Annotated in this window: 19 protein-coding genes; 12 read left to right on the top strand and 7 right to left on the bottom strand. The window is 32.5% G+C overall.

All coding sequences use genetic code 11. The features are described from left to right. The gene (locus AC3ITQ_RS19200) at nucleotides 1-2,493 is read right to left on the bottom strand and encodes a cation-translocating P-type ATPase (protein WP_489235741.1); all 2,493 of its coding nucleotides are present in this window, start codon (nucleotides 2,491-2,493) and stop codon (nucleotides 1-3) included. 98 nt (nucleotides 2,494-2,591) lie between these two features. Then, the gene (locus AC3ITQ_RS19205) at nucleotides 2,592-3,029 is read right to left on the bottom strand and encodes an OsmC family protein (RefSeq protein ID WP_489235742.1); all 438 of its coding nucleotides are present in this window, start codon (nucleotides 3,027-3,029) and stop codon (nucleotides 2,592-2,594) included. 258 nt (nucleotides 3,030-3,287) lie between these two features. Here AC3ITQ_RS19205 and AC3ITQ_RS19210 point away from each other — a divergent pair, with 258 nt between their 5' ends. From AC3ITQ_RS19210 to AC3ITQ_RS19235, 6 genes are all read left to right on the top strand, one after another. Next, nucleotides 3,288-3,815, top strand: coding sequence for a hypothetical protein (locus tag AC3ITQ_RS19210; RefSeq protein WP_291141687.1), 528 nt, complete (start codon nucleotides 3,288-3,290; stop codon nucleotides 3,813-3,815). 51 nt (nucleotides 3,816-3,866) lie between these two features. Further along, nucleotides 3,867-4,535: a BON domain-containing protein gene (locus AC3ITQ_RS19215; RefSeq protein ID WP_489235743.1), complete on the top strand. Its 669-nt coding sequence runs from the start codon at nucleotides 3,867-3,869 to the stop codon at nucleotides 4,533-4,535. A gap of 213 nt (nucleotides 4,536-4,748) precedes the next feature. Further along, entirely contained in the window at nucleotides 4,749-4,919 is a 171-nt protein-coding gene (locus AC3ITQ_RS19220; RefSeq protein WP_489235744.1) for a hypothetical protein, read from the top strand. A gap of 29 nt (nucleotides 4,920-4,948) precedes the next feature. After that, entirely contained in the window at nucleotides 4,949-5,428 is a 480-nt protein-coding gene (locus tag AC3ITQ_RS19225) for a hypothetical protein (RefSeq protein WP_489235745.1), read from the top strand. A gap of 67 nt (nucleotides 5,429-5,495) precedes the next feature. Further along, nucleotides 5,496-6,326, top strand: a complete 831-nt coding sequence (locus AC3ITQ_RS19230) for a universal stress protein (RefSeq protein ID WP_489235746.1) — start codon at nucleotides 5,496-5,498, stop codon at nucleotides 6,324-6,326. Nucleotides 6,327-6,528: 202 nt separating this feature from the next. Next, nucleotides 6,529-7,176, top strand: a complete 648-nt coding sequence (locus AC3ITQ_RS19235) for a hypothetical protein (RefSeq protein WP_489235747.1) — start codon at nucleotides 6,529-6,531, stop codon at nucleotides 7,174-7,176. Between the two features lie 82 nt (nucleotides 7,177-7,258). On the opposite strand, the gene AC3ITQ_RS19240 is transcribed toward AC3ITQ_RS19235, so the two are convergent. From AC3ITQ_RS19240 to AC3ITQ_RS19250, 3 genes are read right to left on the bottom strand one after another with little or no spacing between them, the layout of a single operon-like run. Then, nucleotides 7,259-8,014: an LOG family protein gene (locus AC3ITQ_RS19240; RefSeq protein ID WP_489235748.1), complete on the bottom strand. Its 756-nt coding sequence runs from the start codon at nucleotides 8,012-8,014 to the stop codon at nucleotides 7,259-7,261. Then, complete coding sequence (locus AC3ITQ_RS19245; protein ID WP_489235749.1) at nucleotides 8,008-8,679, bottom strand: BON domain-containing protein; 672 nt, start codon at nucleotides 8,677-8,679, stop codon at nucleotides 8,008-8,010. Before AC3ITQ_RS19245 ends, AC3ITQ_RS19240 begins: the two co-directional genes overlap by 7 nt. A gap of 24 nt (nucleotides 8,680-8,703) precedes the next feature. After that, complete coding sequence (locus tag AC3ITQ_RS19250; protein WP_375033132.1) at nucleotides 8,704-9,363, bottom strand: BON domain-containing protein; 660 nt, start codon at nucleotides 9,361-9,363, stop codon at nucleotides 8,704-8,706. Nucleotides 9,364-9,825: 462 nt separating this feature from the next. Between AC3ITQ_RS19250 and AC3ITQ_RS19255 the strand changes: the two genes are divergently transcribed. The 6 genes from AC3ITQ_RS19255 (at nucleotide 9,826) to AC3ITQ_RS19280 (ending at nucleotide 17,098) form a co-directional block, all read left to right on the top strand. Then, nucleotides 9,826-10,260, top strand: coding sequence for a thioredoxin family protein (locus AC3ITQ_RS19255; protein ID WP_489235750.1), 435 nt, complete (start codon nucleotides 9,826-9,828; stop codon nucleotides 10,258-10,260). Between the two features lie 40 nt (nucleotides 10,261-10,300). After that, on the top strand, nucleotides 10,301-11,194 hold the full coding sequence (locus AC3ITQ_RS19260) for an FAD:protein FMN transferase (protein WP_489235751.1): 894 nt from the start codon (nucleotides 10,301-10,303) through the stop codon (nucleotides 11,192-11,194). Further along, nucleotides 11,191-11,424: a DUF4266 domain-containing protein gene (locus tag AC3ITQ_RS19265; RefSeq protein WP_489235752.1), complete on the top strand. Its 234-nt coding sequence runs from the start codon at nucleotides 11,191-11,193 to the stop codon at nucleotides 11,422-11,424. The genes AC3ITQ_RS19260 and AC3ITQ_RS19265 overlap by 4 nt, the downstream gene beginning before the upstream one ends. Before the next feature lie 17 nt (nucleotides 11,425-11,441). Continuing rightward, nucleotides 11,442-12,626: a DUF3570 domain-containing protein gene (locus AC3ITQ_RS19270; protein ID WP_489235753.1), complete on the top strand. Its 1,185-nt coding sequence runs from the start codon at nucleotides 11,442-11,444 to the stop codon at nucleotides 12,624-12,626. An 886-nt stretch (nucleotides 12,627-13,512) separates the two neighbouring features. After that, nucleotides 13,513-16,311, top strand: coding sequence for an outer membrane beta-barrel family protein (locus AC3ITQ_RS19275; protein WP_489235754.1), 2,799 nt, complete (start codon nucleotides 13,513-13,515; stop codon nucleotides 16,309-16,311). Between the two features lie 4 nt (nucleotides 16,312-16,315). Further along, nucleotides 16,316-17,098 carry a GLPGLI family protein gene (locus tag AC3ITQ_RS19280; RefSeq protein WP_489235755.1) on the top strand — a complete coding sequence of 261 codons (783 nt, stop codon included), beginning with the start codon at nucleotides 16,316-16,318 and terminating at the stop codon, nucleotides 17,096-17,098. Nucleotides 17,099-17,582: 484 nt separating this feature from the next. On the opposite strand, the gene AC3ITQ_RS19285 is transcribed toward AC3ITQ_RS19280, so the two are convergent. Next, complete coding sequence (locus tag AC3ITQ_RS19285; RefSeq protein ID WP_489235756.1) at nucleotides 17,583-18,035, bottom strand: hypothetical protein; 453 nt, start codon at nucleotides 18,033-18,035, stop codon at nucleotides 17,583-17,585. A 306-nt stretch (nucleotides 18,036-18,341) separates the two neighbouring features. Beyond that, complete coding sequence (locus tag AC3ITQ_RS19290; RefSeq protein ID WP_194655979.1) at nucleotides 18,342-18,542, bottom strand: hypothetical protein; 201 nt, start codon at nucleotides 18,540-18,542, stop codon at nucleotides 18,342-18,344. Between the last annotated feature and the right edge of the window lie 12 nt (nucleotides 18,543-18,554).

Consider the following 18,554-nt stretch of genomic DNA (forward strand, 5'->3'; position numbering starts at 1 on the left):
TCATTTCCTTCTAAAATATTTTGGAACCTCAAACCATAATACGGATACTGATCCTGCCAGTACACATACAATAAGCTGAAAAACTGTAGGCATTTCAAAATTAAATAAAGAACGTAAAAAGGGTACTGCAAATAGTAGTATAACCAAAAGCACTGTAATCCCTATTAAAAGCGAAACCATGAAATTTTTATATTGAAGTGTTACCCATAATGAATAATAAAAAGATCTGTTTACTAATGTGAGCACAACATTGGCCGTAATCAAAGTCAAAAAAACCATACTTCGTGTGCTGTTTTCATTCCATTGATTGTATACTGACCACTGATATATACCTAATACTCCTATAGTAATAACAACTCCCTGCAAAATACTTGTTATCAATTCTTTTGTCTTAAAAAAAGTAGATGTCAATGCTCTCGGTCCTCTTTGCATGGTATCGGCTTCAGTAGGTTCATTCTCATAGAGTATTGAACAGGTTGGTCCCATAATAAGTTCTAGCAGAATTACATGGAGCGGACTGAATATATTGGGATAAATCCATCCTAAAGCAAGTGGAATAAAAACGATCAGAATTATGGGAATATGTATTGATATAATATATTGAATTGCCTTTTTCAGATTCGTATAAATTCTTCTTCCCATTGCGACGGCCTCTACCATTTTAGAAAGATCATCTTCTACCAGAATAAGGGAGGCAGCATCTTTTGCTATAGCTGTTCCCTTTTTTCCCATGGCAATACCTATGTGAGCTGCTTTAAGTGAAGGCCCATCATTAACACCGTCTCCCGTCATGGCAACAATTTGTCCATTTGCTTTCAAAGCGTTGACAATTCTTAGTTTGGCTTCGGGAAACATTCGGCTAAACAAATTGATATCCATTACTTTACTTTGTAATTCTGCATTGTTTAGTTTCATAAGTTCATCACCTGTAATGGATTTTTCAAATCCTTTAAAGCCGATCTGCTGAGCAATTGCGTTTGTTGTACGGGCATTATCTCCGGTTATAATCTTTACTCCTATTCCGGCTTCGTAAAAAGACTGCAGTACCTGCGAAATATTATCCTTTGGTGGATCATAGAAAGCAACAAGGCCTTTAAACGCAAAGGGAATTTCCTGCTGTTTTTCAGGATAACTATTTCCTTCCAAAACACCTTTGGCAACACCAAGAACCCTGTAGCCTTTTCCGGTTAATTTATCCATAGCCAATTGTACAACTTCTCTTTCCTTGCTTATAAGATGGCAAACTTCAAAAATTGCTTCAGGCGCTCCTTTAGCAGCAATAATACGATTATTGACAGCATCTTCAAAAATATGTGTCATCATTGGGGGCTTGCCTGATAATGGATATTCATGAATCATTTTAAAGTTGGCAGTCAAATCGTTAGTTGTAAACTTTTTATAAGTAGTATGAAGAGCAATTTCCATCGGATCAAAAGGTATGGGTTCACTGGCCCACATAGCAGTTGTTAAAAGGTCCTCCGTTTCTGTTGATTCTTTAAAAGTGCTAACATCGGTCTCTAACCCTGACGGCAAATAAAGACCCGCTAACTCCATTTTATTCTGAGTTATGGTTCCTGTTTTATCTGTACAGATAATGGTGGCACTACCCAGTGTTTCAACTGTTTTCATTTGTTTGACTACAATGCCCATTTTCATTAACCGGCGTGCTCCCAGTGCCATAAATGTTGTAAAAGCAACCGGAATCTCCTCTGGTAATATACTCATTGCCAAAGTAAGCGCTACCAAAAGGCTTCCCAGAATATTACCCATTCTGGAATAATTGATAGCCCATACCAGAATAAAAACCAGAACTCCAACAAAAACCATCTTTTTTATAAAATTCCCAATCTGAAGTTCTAATGGTGTCTTTTCTTCGTTAATAGCTTCCAGACTGCTCCCTATTTTCCCTAATCTTGTTTGGTTTCCTATCTCTGTAACTTTAATAATTGCTAATCCGCTTACAATGGTAGTTCCCGAAAACACTTTATTATCTTCTTTTTCTTGATCTTTAAAAACACTCAAAGACTCCCCGGTAAGTATCGATTCGTTTACTGAAAAATCATTTGAACTCATGATAACTCCGTCAGCAGGGACTAATCCCCCTTCCTCTACAATTACCAGGTCACTAACAACAATATCTTGTGTTTTAATATTTTGCTGTTTACCCTCACGAATAACTTTGCACAAAGGTTCTGTGAATTCCTGTAATTTTGCCAAAGCATTTTGGCTTCTCTTTTCCTGATAAAGTGATATTGCCGCTATTAATAAAATTGAAACGGTAAGAAATACTGCGTCACTATATTGCCTATTGATAAAGTAAATTCCGGCGGCAACGAGTAATAAAAGAATCATTGGTTCTGCAAAGATGCTTTTTAGAAAAGCTACGAACCTGTTCTCTTTTTTGTAATTATACTTATTGATTCCATATTTTGCTCTAAAGTCAAGTACTTCTTCAATATTTAATCCCTGTAATTCTTGTTCCTTATTATTCATAGCTTGTACATAAATTAGCATCGCCGTATAATATCTTAAAGATACAAAATAAGTTTTGCTTTAAACAGCGGCTTCAAGTATTGAAAAGTATAGCTTTTTTATTCCAGACTAACTGATGGAAAGATGTGCAGTCGTACTTTTAAGGCCTTTAAAACCAAACAATGTTCTTTACAAATTGAGAAAATCTTCAATGTTTTGTTGATCATTTTACTTTCCTCAATAACGGCCATAGGTCTTAGTACAATATCAGTTATCTCTGAAAATTCATCTGAGATTAGTATAGCTGCACGGGCTGTACTTTTGAACTTTTTAAACTTGATTCCTTTATGTTTGGCTGTATTAAAAAATGCAGTCATATAAGAACTTTCTACGGCGGCGAGAAATAGATGTTCTGCTGACCACGTATTTTCATCGAGATTTTTTAAACAGGAATAAGATGATACTTCTATATCATTATTAAAGATAACGGCACTTACTTTTGCAGTTCCATTTTGCTGACATTCCAAATCTACCTGATATTCCTGTGAAGTTTTCATAATAACTAAATTAGTTAGTTCTTCATTAGTAATAAATGATATCCAACATATCTTTTATCTGGCACTAAATTAAAAACTAAAAACAGAAGTGCTAAAAGTCATTATTACAAATGATTCAGATCATTTTTATTCTTTGTGCTTTAATGCAATTTTACATAGCAAAAGGAATTAACGGTAAATTTTAGATTTAAGAGTTGCACAAGCTTCTAATTTCTAAAAACCTAATAAAATCTTATACTAACCCAAAAAAAGATAGCCATGGAAAATCAACAATTATTCGTAGCAAATTATAAATCACTGCAGCAGGCAGAGGATGCAATCAAAAAATTAAAAAAAAGTGGATACGACATTACAAAACTTTCAATAATTGGTAAAGATTGCTATACGGAACAAAATGTTCTTGGATACTTTAACATTTACGATAAAATGGAAAAATGGAGTACTACCGGACTATTTGCCATAGGGCTATGCGGGTTATTGTTTGGATTACTATTTATTTTCAACCTCACTGCCAATCTTCCCTACTTTAGAATACCCATTATATATGCCTGTGTCGCCGTACTTCTAGGAGCTACGTTGCCATTAATAGGTATGGGATTTTCAAAAGACAAAACCATAAAATATAAAACCGAAGTAAAAGCTCGTAAATATGTGCTGCTTGCTCAGGAAACAAATGCCAACATTGAAATTATGAGAACCACACTTAATACTCATATTCCTAAAGAAAATTCAATAGAGGAAAAAGAGAACCGCGCGCTATTAGAGAACGAAGCTTTTCATCTCTAACAAATAAAACACTATAAACTCAAATTAAGCAACTATCTAAATGAAAATAATATGAAAACAAATGAAGAATTACAAAGAGATGTTCAAGACGCCATTAAATGGGAACCACAGCTGCATGCCGCAGAAATTGGTGTAACTGCAAAAGATGGTGTAGTAACCCTAATGGGAACTGTAGACGCCTATTATAAAAAAATTGAAGCTGAAAATGCCGCCAAAAATGTTGATGGCGTCAAAGCAGTTGTTGAAGAAATTGAAATCAAATATTCCAGCAATACCAAGTCTGATGAAGATATTGCCAACGATGTCTTAAAGGCTCTAACAGATAATTGGAATGTACCTCAGGAAAAGATTCAGATTAAAGTTGAAAAAGGCTGGGTCACCCTTGAGGGTCAGGTAATCTGGAATTATCAAAAAGAAGCCGCCAATAAATCCGTCGGCCATCTTACAGGTGTGAAAGGCGTAACCAACCGCATCAAAATAAAATCTGAAATACAGGATGAAATTGAGAAAAAAAATATCGTAAGAGCCTTAGAAAGCAACTGGACACTGCACTCTGAGAACATATTCGTTAAAGTAGATGGTACAACCGTGACATTGACAGGAGCTGTTTCTTCACTTTTTCAAAAAGATCTTGCAGAAAAAATAGTTTGGAAAACACCGGGAATCTGGTCCGTCAATAATCAGCTTGTTGTGGAACATAAGTATGCCATATCAGAATAACTTTAAAAGGGAGATAAAATTCTCCCTTTTATTCCAGTTTTTAAAACGCATAAGGAGGTTTTCATTTTGACAGCTTTTCCTAAAAATTATTTTTAAAATTAAAAATCATGAAAACAATAATAACCTTAATGGCAATTACTGCAATTACTGTTGTAATTCTGATTAGTAACATAAGACAAAACCAAAAAAAACTAACTCTTAAATAGCTATACCATGGAACCAAGCTGGATTATATTAACATTTCTGAGCATCGTAATTTTAATCGTGATGATTTACATCTTTATACAAAACAATAAAGACCGAAAACAATATGAAGAAGATTTAAATTCAACTTCAAATTTCTATGAGGACGAATCTGAAGTAAATGACTTAGATAAATTTTAATTTTTTTATCCTATTAACAATATGAAAATATGAAAACTACAATACTGTATGCTCTGTTTCTCATAACTGCGACACTTACGCTAGTGAATCGTTATACTCCGCTTTATATCAATAATTCAATACTTCATTTTATCATCCTTTTTATTGCAGCTTTAACTTTTGTATTTATAGCAAGTCAGTTTTTTGGAAAATTAAAAAGATCAAGATCACAGTTAATGGCATTCATTATTGTTGGAGTTTTATGTTTTATTAAATCCTTCCTTACTTGGGGTGGTGACTGGAAAACACAAACAATTTTATACAAGAACTTGACGAATGATAATAAGAATATAGAGTTTCAAATGCGGGGGGATCGCTTTTCATTCGGATATAAAAAGCGCGTTGTAAACAGGTTAAAATTATTTCCCGGATTTGACTGGACTACTGATATTGATACCACGAAAATCGATCACAAACACTGGAAAAAAATGAATCTTTATGTTAATGAAATGAAGTTTGCTTCAAAATAATAATAAACTGAATTTGTCATTAATTAAAATAATTGGGCCTTCGTACCCGATCAAAAATCTAGAAAGCATGAAAAAAATACTTGTTACAACCGACTTATCTCATAGCTCCAAAGTAGCTGTACGTTTTGCTATTCAGCTGGCATCTCAAATAGGTTATGAACTTACATTTCTATATGTAAATACGTCATTTATTATTGATCCCTTTTCAGCTGTTACTTTTGTAGGTCTTCCGGAGCCAGATAACAAAAAACAGGAGCAAGCTCTTATAAAATTTGTACATACGCTCTACAGACAAACCAACAAACAGCCAGGTAAAACAACTTATATTGCGGAAAATAAACTTGATGTAAGCGAAGCCATTCTAAATTGTGCCAAAAGAATTAAAGCCGATTATATCTGTATGAGTACAAGAGGCGGTGGTCTTGTAAATAAGCTATTGGGAAGTCATACGACCAGAATCTTACATGACTCTCCGATCCCACTTCTGGTTGTTCCAAGACATTACAGAATAAAAAAATTAAGTACTATTTTATACCCGTCAGATTTAGAAAAAATAGAAACTGAACTGCCGTTGATTAAAAAATTTGGATCCTCGTTTGATGCTTCGATCGCTGTTTACCATTATGATTATTTTACAGAGGAGGAAGAAGTCAACAAAAAACTCAATAAAATAGAGCATAAATTTAAGTCTGACAAAGTATCTTTTCATTTCAAAAAGTTAAATCCGGAAGTATCTTTATTACGACACTTACAAATTGATATTATGACAATCAAACCATCTATCATAACCATGTTTGCCAAAGAAAACCGAAACTGGTTGGAGCAATTATTTCAACCACTTAAAACTTCTGAAAAAGGTTTTAATACCAGAACCCCGATGCTTGTATTTAAAAAATAATAATTGGCAGGAAAATCAGATATACGATTTAACCTGCCAACACTTTATATCTTAAACAATCCTGCTTTTTCGTAATAGCGGTAGTATCTTTAATGGTTCACAATCTTTGAATATTACTTTTAAAATCCTCTTTATTTTCAATCGAGGTTGAAATCATAATCTCATACTGTTATAGAATTTGGGTAATCAAAAAACAATTACAATGAAAAGAAGTATATGGTTCATTATAGTATTGTCTGTTTTTTTAGTTCAATGCTCTAGCTCAAGTATAATTAGTTCATGGCAGGCCTCTGAGAAGCTAAATGTAAAAACTGGTCGTATCGTCGTAGTTGGATTGATAAAAGAATCAGACCAATCGCTTCAGTGGCAAATGGAAAATCACCTTGCTGACGATCTTTGCAACCTTGGTTATGATGCCATTCCATCTATTGAAATTTATGGCATTGAAGCATTTAAAGGAAAAGATGAAAAAGAGATTATAAAACAATTAGAGCAAGATGATATAGCTGCCGTTTTAACGATTGTATTACTTAATAAACAAAAAGAAAAGTACTATGCTCTAAAAAGTATGTATGATTTGGCAGACCCATATAATGATAATGACTTCTCTATTTACTATAACGCCATTTACACCAAAATCTACCAGGAAGGATATTATGTCAATGATACCTATTATTTTTGGGAAAGTAATCTATTTACAATGCCAGATCAAAAATTAGAATATTCCGTACAGACACAATCCTTTAATCCCTTAAACGCTACTAGTCTTGCACATGCATATGGAAAACTAATTATACAGGATATGCTTAGCAATAATATAATCCATAATAGTCATAAACAGAAAGAATAGAAAGAATAGAGCCATTCGGCTTAGAAAAGATTTCAAAAGACTAAAATTTTAAATTACAAATGTAAAATGAAAAGTTAAAACCTTAAATCCATTGAATGGGCGTAGGCTGAAATTTTGCTTTTAATCCATAATTTTTAATGCTATGCTCAATTATAAAAAGCCTTGCCTGTTCAATATCATCAGTAATCATAAATAATTTCGAATCAGCATCATTAATGGTTCCCTCACTTTTCATTAGATTAATATGCTCAATAAGCGCTTTATGATATTGTGTATTGAAAATTATTATTGGAAAATTTTTAATCTTGCCTGTCTGTATAAGTGTAAGCGCTTCAAAATATTCATCTAATGTCCCAAAACCTCCGGGCATAACTACAAAGGCAAAAGAATATTTTACCAAAAGTATTTTACGAATAAAAAAATGTTTTGTCTCTACCCATTTATCGAGATAAGAATTAGGTATTTGATCAACCGGCAGTTTAATATTACAACCAACAGTCTTCCCACCCACTTCTTTTGCTCCGCGATTAGCGGCTTCCATAAGACCTGGTCCTCCGCCTGTCATTATTGTAAAACCAAGTTTCGCAAATTCTCCTGCAGCCTTTTTGGTAAATTCATAATAAACGTGATCTTCCTTAAAACGGGAAGAGCCAAAAAAAGTAATGCAGGGACCAATATAATACAGTTTACGAAAGCATCTTATCAGTTCCCATAAAATAATAATTATAAATTTCAGTTCTGCAAATCTCGACTGTGGCCCTTCTAAAAACTTAATTTCTGACTTATCACTTTGAGTTTTTCGCTCTGTCATAATTTCAATCGATTTATTATTTAACACAAATAAGGCTGTTCAAGGTTCACTTTTAAATGATTGATAACTTTGATTACTCCAGGCGTTTTATACGCAATCCTTTCCGCTTCTTCTTTTTGAAAAATTGACCCAACCGTTCCAGATAACTGCACAGTTGCACCGGCAACCTCAACATCGATCTCATCTGTATCAAACGCCCAATGTCTTTGTAATGCCTTTTCCAGTAATTCTTTCTCTACCTGATCGTATACTTCTCTTTTAAGTCTAATATTATTGGTAACTTCTTTTACTCCTTTCTGATTTCTAATTACCTCAAGAGCTACTTCCCGCTGATAATTCCATGGTAAAATACCCTCCGCCGTAACACAACCTTTTTCTACTGTTATGTTTATTGTATTTTGAGGAACAATCTGATTTTCTTTAAATTTTGAAACAATTTGAACAGCAATTTCCTGATCAGAACTACAGGAACCTTTTTCAAATATTACCTGAATTTCATCTACAATTGCCGCTACCCCCTTAATTCTTTTTGCAGCATGAAGCGCTTCTGTCTTTTTAACAAGCAAGTCAACATTTCCCGTAAGGGTCACTACACCTTCTTTTACGATAACACCAATCTCGGCTGCATGCAGCAAAGGCTCAAATTTAAGTGCTTCCTGAATTTCTCTTTGCAAAATATCATTACTTTTCATTTTTTTTAAATTTATAGTTAAAAATCAATCAACTTCTACTAAAAGCTCATTATCTACAAAGCAAACACCAGGTGTATTCCATGCAATTCTTTCTGCTTCCTCTTTCTGAAATAAGGAGCTGACAATGCCACTAAGGATAATAGTCTTATTATCAACTCTGACCCTGATATTATCAATATCAAGAAGCCAGCTGCGGCGAAGCGCTTTTTCAACGAACTCCTTTTCTAGTTCATTTTTTATTTCAGCCTCAATTTTTATTTTATCAATTACTCCCCTAACACCCTCTAAATAACGAATAGCATTGTCTGCTGCTTTTCTTTGAAAATTCCAGTGCAAAATCCCTTCAAGTGTTACCCATCCATTCTCTACCGTTACTTTGAGCAAATGGTCAGGAACAGCCCAGTTTTCGCGCAATACTTTAATAACCGCAGCAGCTATATCGGTATCACTTTTAATTGCTGAAAAATATAAATCAACTTTTACATCGTCTACAACTGCTTTTACACCAGCAATATTTTTAACAGTTTGCTCCGCCTCTTTTTTCTGCGTATAATTATCTACCGTACCTCCTAGCGTAACAATACCATCATCAACACTAACATCTATTTCGTTAGAATTTAAAATAGGCTCCCATTTGATCGCTTCTATTACTTCCTTACGTAAAACATCATTACTTTTTTTCATGGCACAAAAATTTAAAAATTATCGCTTTGCTTGATAATAAACAAAGCATTATCCTTTTTTATAGTTAGGTAAAATTCAAAAAAGCAGATTGAAAAACAAATGATCCCTATCAATCTCAAAAGTGATATAAATCATTATCAATAATTAAGAGATATACTAAATTTATCGAAAGTATTTGAAAGATTTATGACTGTGAATTATAATTATTCAGCGCAGATATTTTAAAAGTCTACATCTCGTTAATCTTAGCTCTTATCCCAAAATAATTAATAACTTAAATTTTATTGCTCTAAAAAAACTGCCATATTTATAAGAAGTTACATAGTATTAAAATGAATAGAACGCCTTAAAATAATTTGATTACTCAACCTATAAAATATTAACCCAATCTTAAGCGAATAAAAAAAATAAGATATAGAACAATTCGTTATTTCGTAAAGACCTAAAAACAAGACTTTAAAGATGAAACTAATTACTTTGTTCCTTTTATTGACAGTACTTCCTATAAATTGGGAACCTGACTTTAATAATGCTAAAAAAATTGCAAAGGAAAAACATGAATTGATTCTACTGAACTTCTCAGGATCAGACTGGTGCGGCCCTTGTATCGTTCTTCGAAGGGATTATTTAGAGAGCCAGGTATTTACTGATATGGCTAACTCAAATTTAGTATTGGTAAATGCTGATTTTCCAAGAAAGAAGAAAAATATTGGTACCCCAGAACAGGTAAAACGTAACGAAGATTTAGCCGAAATTTATAATAAAGAAGGAAGTTTCCCTCTTACTCTTCTTCTGGATGCCGATGGAAAAGTAATCAAAACCTGGCATGGTAAACCTGAAACTACACCTGAACAATGGACTGCCGAAATAAAAGCGATCTGTGATAGCAAAAAGTAACATATTAAAAAATCAAAAATATTCACAATCCCTAAAACTTATGGGGAACAACTTTACTATTACCGTTGTTGCCGCAAATGAGAAAACAGGAAATGAGAATATCAATCTTGCCATTGAAGAGATCAGAAGAATTGAAAAACTGCTTACTACTTACAAGGAAGACAGTCAGACTAATCTAATTAATGAAAATGCTGGTATTAAGCCTGTAGAAGTAGATCAGGAAGTTTTTAATCTCATTGAAAGAGCGATAGGAATTTCTAAAATTACACAAGGTGCTTTTGATATTTCGTATGGAAGTCTTGACAAAAGCCTGTGGAATTTTGACAAAACAATGACCAGTCTTCCTGACCCGCAGACAGCAAAAAAAATGATTCACCTTATTGATTACCGAAATATTATTCTTGATAAACAGAATTGTACTGTTTTTCTAAAAGAAAAAGGAATGCGGATTGGTTTTGGTGGTATCGGAAAAGGTTATGCCGCAGAAATGGCAAAACAAGTACTGCTTAAAAATAATGTTCAGAGTGGTATTATAAATGCCAGTGGAGATCTTTGTGCCTGGGGACTACAGCCAAACGGGCAAAAATGGACTATTGGTGTAGCCAATCCTGACGCCCCAAATGCAGCGTTCTCTTATATGGAAATATCCAACAAGGCAGTTGCCACTTCAGGAAATTACGAAAAGTTTGTCACAATTAACGGAAAAAAATATTCGCATACCATTGACCCTAAAACAGGTCTTCCAATAACAGGAATTAAAAGCGTGACTATCATTGCTTCAAATGCCGAATTTGCCGATGCTATGGCTACTCCAATAGCAGTTATGGGAATTAAAGCCGGACTGTTTCTAATTGACCAGATTTCGGATCTATATTGTATTATCATCGACGACAATAATAAAATTTACACTTCAAAAAACATCAATCTGAAATGAAAAAGCCAAAACAAAAAGCGCTCGTACTATTGTGTAGCATTGCTTTTGCAGGCATTCTGCTCACCTCCTGTACCTCGGTAAAAGAATACCAAAAAGGAAAAATCAACGATTCTGAAATGGTACTTTCTAACAGGAAAATCGAAAAGACAGAACTCAGCTTTCAATCCTACCGAGAAGGAGCTTCCGGAGCAAATTCAGGAAAAAGCGGCGGTGGCTGTGGTTGTAACTAATTTTCATACTATAAAAAATGAAAAGAATATTCATTACAGGATTTGCTTTATTGGCATTATTTCAATCAAGAGCGCAAAACGCTCCTACTGATTCTACCAGCTATAAAAGCAAAAAATTAAAACTTGAAGAAGTAAATTTAGTATCAAGCTACTATAGTCAGGATGGAAATAATTCTGCCGTTACCGGAGGAATTGGTTCTGAACATCTGACAGACATTGCCAATACCATTGATGTTAAATTAGTCAAGTACGGAGAAACCGGAATCAAGCATACTTTCGACATCGAAGCAGGAATTGATCATTATACGTCTGCCTCTTCAGATATGATTGATTTGAGTGCCAATTCATCTGCATCAAGCGCAGATAATCGCTTTTATCCATCATTGACCTATTTTAGAGAGAATGAAGAAAAAGGAAGAACGCTCGGAATTGGTGTATCGTCATCAACCGAGTTTGATTATCAATCTTTCGGAGGAAATATTAGTTTCTCTCAGAAAACAAAAAATAAAAATGGAGAATTTACAGCCAAATTTCAAACTTTTATAGATCAGCTTAAATTAATAGAGCCGGTGGAGCTGCGTCCACCAGGTCAGGAAGGTTATGGCAGTGCCAACCGAAATACTTTTGCAGGAACCCTGAGTTACTCACAGGTTATAAACAAAGACTTGCAGGTGATGCTTGTAGGAGATGTTATCAGCCAAAATGGGTATTTAAGTCTTCCGTTTCATAGAGTTTATTTTACTGACGGATCAGTACATCAGGAAAAAATGCCGGATACCAGACTCAAAATTCCTTTGGGAATAAGGGCTAGTTACTTTTTAGGAGATAATATGATTATCAGGGCTTACTATCGCTATTATACAGATGACTGGAGTCTAAAAGCGCATACAGCTGATCTTGAAATACCGGTAAAATTAACCCAGGCGTTCTCGTTGAGTCCTTTTTACAGGTATTATACCCAAACAGGAACAAAATACTTTAAACCATACGGAGAGCATACTGCTGCCGATGAATATTACACTAGTAACTATGATTTATCAAAATTTGATAGTAGTTTCTTTGGAATGGGCATGAAGTTTACGCCTTTGAATGGCGTCTTTGGCCTCAAACATTGGAACACCCTAGAAATTCGTTATGGTCATTATACCAGAACTACTAATATGACATCTGATATTATTAGTATTAACATTAAATATAAATAATCAATACAAACCGAGTATGAAAATATCTGCGTACTCTTTTATTTATCACAAAAAGTCAAGATGCTGATTTTCAGCTTATTAAAAATAATTATTTGCTTTTGACTCTTAAAAATAATTATAGAACTTACTTTAAACAAGTTAAGACAAATCATCTTAAAAACAACTTCAAGCAGGCGTTGTAAGTTTCATGGCAAAATTGAAGGCAATATCATAATGGAATTGCCTTCAATTTTGCCATGAAACTTAAGGCGGTTTTTTAGAAATATTTCTACGTGCTTTGAATCAGAGAATTTTACTTATTCATTGCCAGAAAGTACGTTTCCACAATAGAACAAACTAAAATGAAATTCAAGCAAAATACAAACTGAAATTTAATTTTATCCGAGCGAGCCTTGAAGTTTTTTTGATTTTTGGAGTCCTTACTAACATCATATGCAAAACCAAATCATTTTAGAATTAGCTGCTTCATAATTTTGAAGAAGATTTTAAGATCAGCTTAACATTGAAAGATATGGGCTAAAAACATGATTGTTAATGTAAATAATTAATCATGACAATAAAAGTAAAGTCTTTTTTAATATTGTAGTATTTTTATTTACTTTTGAGCGATATTCACATTTAACTATTATAGTAACAATTCCTAATTAAAACAATTAAAACTAACACCACTAACAACCAAAACCTCGCAAAAAAATTATGAATTTCATAATACCAAGTCACTACACTTCAGTAAACCTGTATCAAAAGGTACTATTTCAATTTCTATTTTAGGATCTACAATCTTGCTTACACAAAAACAAATCACACACGAGTGCATTTTATTTCTATTTTTCAAAAAATAGAATAGAACTATAATGCCTCTTTTTCAAAAAACCAAAACCAATTAATGAGACAAACAATTCTAGCATTATGTTGCGTTCTTTTTTTATCAAATACTTTACAGGCACAAATATCAGGCACAGTTAAAGGATATGTAACAGATACCATAAACAATTCTTCTTTAACGAAAGCATCAGTCTCTTTGTTAAGAGCACAAGATTCCATTTTAGTAAAATTTACCCGAGCCAAAGAAAATGGTTATTTTGAGTTGAATAATATTAAATCCGGTAAATTTATTTTGCTGGTTTCTTATCCCAAATATGCTGATTTTGTAGATCAATTTTCTGTTGATTCCACAAAGTTAATCAAAGATTATGGTAAAATTAATTTGGCTGATAAGGGTAGACTGCTGTCAGAAATAATTATAAAAGGCAATAGAGCCGCCATGAAAATCAAAGGGGATACGTTAGAATTTGATCCAAAAGCATTTAAAATAGAGCCTAATGCAAAAGTGGAAGATCTGATAAAACAATTCCCAGGAATACAAATTGATAAGGATGGAAAAATTACCGCTCAGGGCGAAACTGTAACCAAAGTTTTGGTTGATGGTGAAGAATTTTTTGGTGATGATCCCACTTTAGTTACAAAAAATCTACGTGCGGACATGGTTGATAAAGTACAATTGTACGACAAAAAAAGTGATCAGGCCGCTTTTACAGGAATTGATGATGGTCAGAAAACCAAAACGCTAAATGTTAAACTTAAAGAAGACAAAAAAAATGGTCATTTCGGTAAAGTAGAACTCGGAGGAGGAACTGATAATTTTTACAAGGGCCAAGTTATGTTTAATAAGTTTTGGGATAAGAAAAAATTAGCAGCTTATGGTATTTTAGGTAATACCGGACAAGTAGGATTAGGATGGGGAGATAAAGATAAATATGGCCAAAATAGTTATCAAGTAACTGATGACGGCGGTATTAACTTTTCAAACAATGGAAATGATGAATTTGAAAGTTGGGATGGACAATTTAATGGTGAAGGAATTCCAGTAGCTCAAACTGGCGGAATACATTTTGACAATAAATGGAACAACGATAAAGAATCTATCAATGCAAATTATAAAATTGGCGATATAAAACTTTCAGGAAGTCGCAATGATATTAACCAGCAAAATTTAAGTTCTAGCAGCATTTATAATACTTCAGACAAGAGTTTTGAAAAAAACATGACTAAAAATAAACTTGATCTGGCTTATGAAATTAAAATTGATACTACTTTAACTTTAAAATTAAATGTAGATGGGTTATTTAAAAATAGTAATTCAAGTGAAGCAGAAATGCGAAAAGGTACTGACGAACAAGGTAACCAATTGAATAATTTGAAACAGACCACTACAAACGATGTTGATGATAAAGCTTTTAATATAAATACTTTATTAACCAAAAGACTAAAAAAAACGGGCCGAACATTATCTCTTAATTTAAGCCAATCAAGTACAGATAGTAAAAGTGATGGTTACTTAAATTCCAGAGCTGAATTTTTTACAGCATCCGTAATTAGTCCCGATAGCACCAAAGTAGTCGATCAAAATAAAGTCAATAATATTAGCAATACAGCTTTTAAATCAAATTTAATCTATACCGAACCATTATCCAAAAGTCTATCTGTAATTCTTAATTATGGCTTCAACATTAGTAATGGAAAAGCTGATCGTAAATCTTTTAATCAATCTCCAAATGGGGATTATAATGTTTTGGATTCTATCTTTAGTAATAATTATGAATTAGACCAAACGATAAACCAACTTGGAGCTATTTTTAATTACAAAAAAAATAAAACTGTTTTTTCTTTTGGCTCTAAATTTAGTGGTGTAAACTTTAAACAATATGATGTTTATACAGATAGTTCTTTTAAGCAAAAATTTGTCAACTACATGCCTCAGATAAACTATCAATATAATTTTAAACAAAGAGAATCATTGCGTTTGTCTTATAACGGAAACACCGATCAGCCAACATTAGAACAAATACAGCCTGTCCGAAACAATCAAAATCAATTGAATACAATTGTGGGTAATCCAAATTTAGATCCTTCTTTTAGAAATAATTTTAGAGGAAGTTATTATTCGTATAAAGTACTTAGCAATCAATATTTTTCGGTTAATGGATCGTATAATTTTACGCTAGATCCAATAATAAGTAATGTGGTTACAAATGACAGAGGAGAAAGTATATCAAAATTTGTAAACCTAAAAGACAAAGCTACAACAAGTTATTATTTGAATGGTAATTTTGGCAAAACAATCAAAGCTATAGACATGACAGCAGGAATTGGTTTAAGCGCCAACAAAAATGTAAACTATAATTACATCAATACAAAACTGAATCAAACTAAAAATTCAAGTTATTCCTTTAATTTAAACTTATCAAAGTATAAAGAAAAAAAATACAATTTTAATACCAGCTTCGGACCTGTTTACAACGTTGCTAATGCAAGTATCAACGAAAATAGTGATAGTAATGGTTGGGGTTTTAATGGAAATTTCTGGACCAGTGTAGAATTACCTTTCAAATTAGAAATTAGCACAGATGGTAATTATCAATATAATGGAAAAACGCAAGTGATTCAGGAAACTTTTGAACGTTTTATTTGGAATGCATCTATCACCAAAAAATTCTTAAAATCAGATAATTTGAGAGTTTCTATAACGGGAAGAGATCTTTTGAACCAAAATGTAGGATTTAATCGTTCTGCATTCAATGGAAATATCAACCAAAGTACTTATACCACTATCCAAAGATACTTTATGTTCTCTGTAAGCTGGGATTTCAGCAAAATGGGCGGAGGAGAAATTAAACAAAACTAAAACCATGAAAACAATAATAAATCGCATCTTAATTCTAATAATTGTATTGACAAGCTGCAATACTTTTGCACAAAATGACCACTTTGTAGAAAATGGTGTAATCGAATTTGAGAAAAAATCGAATATGTATGCTTTGATTACAAAAAAAATAAAAGGAGAAACTGATAGTTATTATCAAGCTGCTTTTGAAAGTTATAAAAAAACCAATCCACAATTTAAAACTACAAAAAGCATTCTCAGTTTTTCGAAAAACAAGAGTTTATACAAATGGGATGAAACAAATCAATCAGCAAGCAACAGTTGGATTGCTGACGATGCAATGGCTAATTTAAAAAATGTTATCGCCACAGATCTAGATGCCCAAACCAGCATTACCCAAAAAAACGTTTACGATGATTTATACCTAGTTAAAGACAGTTTACGCAAAATTGATTGGAAAATTACCGATGAAACCAGAGAAATTGCGGGTTATGAATGCCGCAGAGCAAATGCTATAATTATCGATTCTGTTTATGTTGTTGCCTATTACACCATTCAAATTCCATTTGCTGGTGGCCCTGAATCTTTTACAGGATTACCCGGAACAATTTTAGGATTGGCTCTGCCACATGAAAATATGACATGGTTTGCTACAAAAGTTACAGAAATTCCAGTTTCTGACAAAGATTTAGCCCCACCAATTAAAGGCAAACCTACTGACAATAAAGGCCTAAACAAAATACTTTTGGATGCTTTGAAAGACTGGGGAAAATGGGCAAAAAAAACATTACAAGCCTACTCCTTGTAAAAAGCTAATAAAACTTATTTCTTACACAAAAAGTAATCTAAATGCTTCCTGAGATTTCCAGAATATATCAATAAAGCCAATGGAGCTACTTTCAAAACTGCCACACAAAGCTAAGGCGGTTTTTTAAAATATTTTTGCCCAGTTCGAGTTAGAGAATTCAGAATAGAACAACCATTATTCGAAAACCCGCGAAATAAATTCTTAAAAACATCTATCAAGAATGAAACAATATCTATTTAAAATGCTCAGATAAACCATAAAAAAATCCATTATTTCTAATGGATTTTTTTTATGAAACTCAAATTTTGGTCGAGTCCAAAATTGTGCTTTATTACTGCTCGATTTGGGGCATAAAAATTTATTACTTTTTCCACTATTTAAAAGTCTCTGAGGCTACAAATTCTAGTTTTAATTGCCTTTTTTAGCCCAAGGCGAATCATTTCAAAAGCATTCTTATTTAAAAAAAATGATTATTTCCATTTTATTACGTTAAATAAAATAATGCTTTTTGAAGTATATCCAGCTGTATTTTAGATATCTTTGAGTCTACGATTTTTTTTCTACGTGCTATTTTGGGGATTAAACCTGATGTTTTTTTAAAATACAATTTCAAATCTTCAAAAAGTTCTGCCTTATTTTTTGAAGCATCTATTAAAACTAAGTCTTTAATTTCTTCTATCAATGATAAACTATTATAAAGATGTTTACTAAATAAGCATACCGTAAAATTTGTTCTTATACTATCTAATTCGAAAAATTCTACCAGCTCTGAATAGTCATATACTACAAATACCGAATAATCAAATTTATCCCGTTTGTTCTTATTTTTCAGTAAAAAAGAATCTTCAGAAAATTCAAATTCATCTTTAAACTTTCTTTTAAACATTTTTAAAAAAATTCCTTTATTATCCCGAACTAATACTCTTTTTTTAATCATCTTTAAGAATTAACATTTATCTTTCTTATAATAATTTATGCTCTAATTATATAGTGAGAGGAAATTATCCCTGAATATAAAAAAGAGCATATTTTATATTCTGAACACTTTAAAGACATGCTTAAAACAAGGAAAGAATTATTATTAAATTCAATTATAAACTCTGCGAAACTTTTGAGTGCAAACAAGTATCAATTTTGGCAAAAAATAATAAAAGACAATATTATTTCACTTCACAAAAAATCATTACCGATACGGTTGATTTTTGCAAAACATTCCTGGAAAAAATAAACTAAGAAAATGATTCTAACCAACATTAAGATTCGAAGTTCCTGTTGAACTCAAATTCTTAATTTTTTTAATTTTATCATTCAATTTCAGAACCCGGTCCAATTGTTTTTGTTGAATCGTGTATTTCGTATAATATTTATACCATTCTTTTCCAATAAAAAAGGTTGTCACAGAAACTCCTGTAAGTAAACCAACAAAGTAATTAGTAATATCCATAATTTCTATTTT

This window comes from Flavobacterium sp. KH_001, from assembly GCF_057840745.1.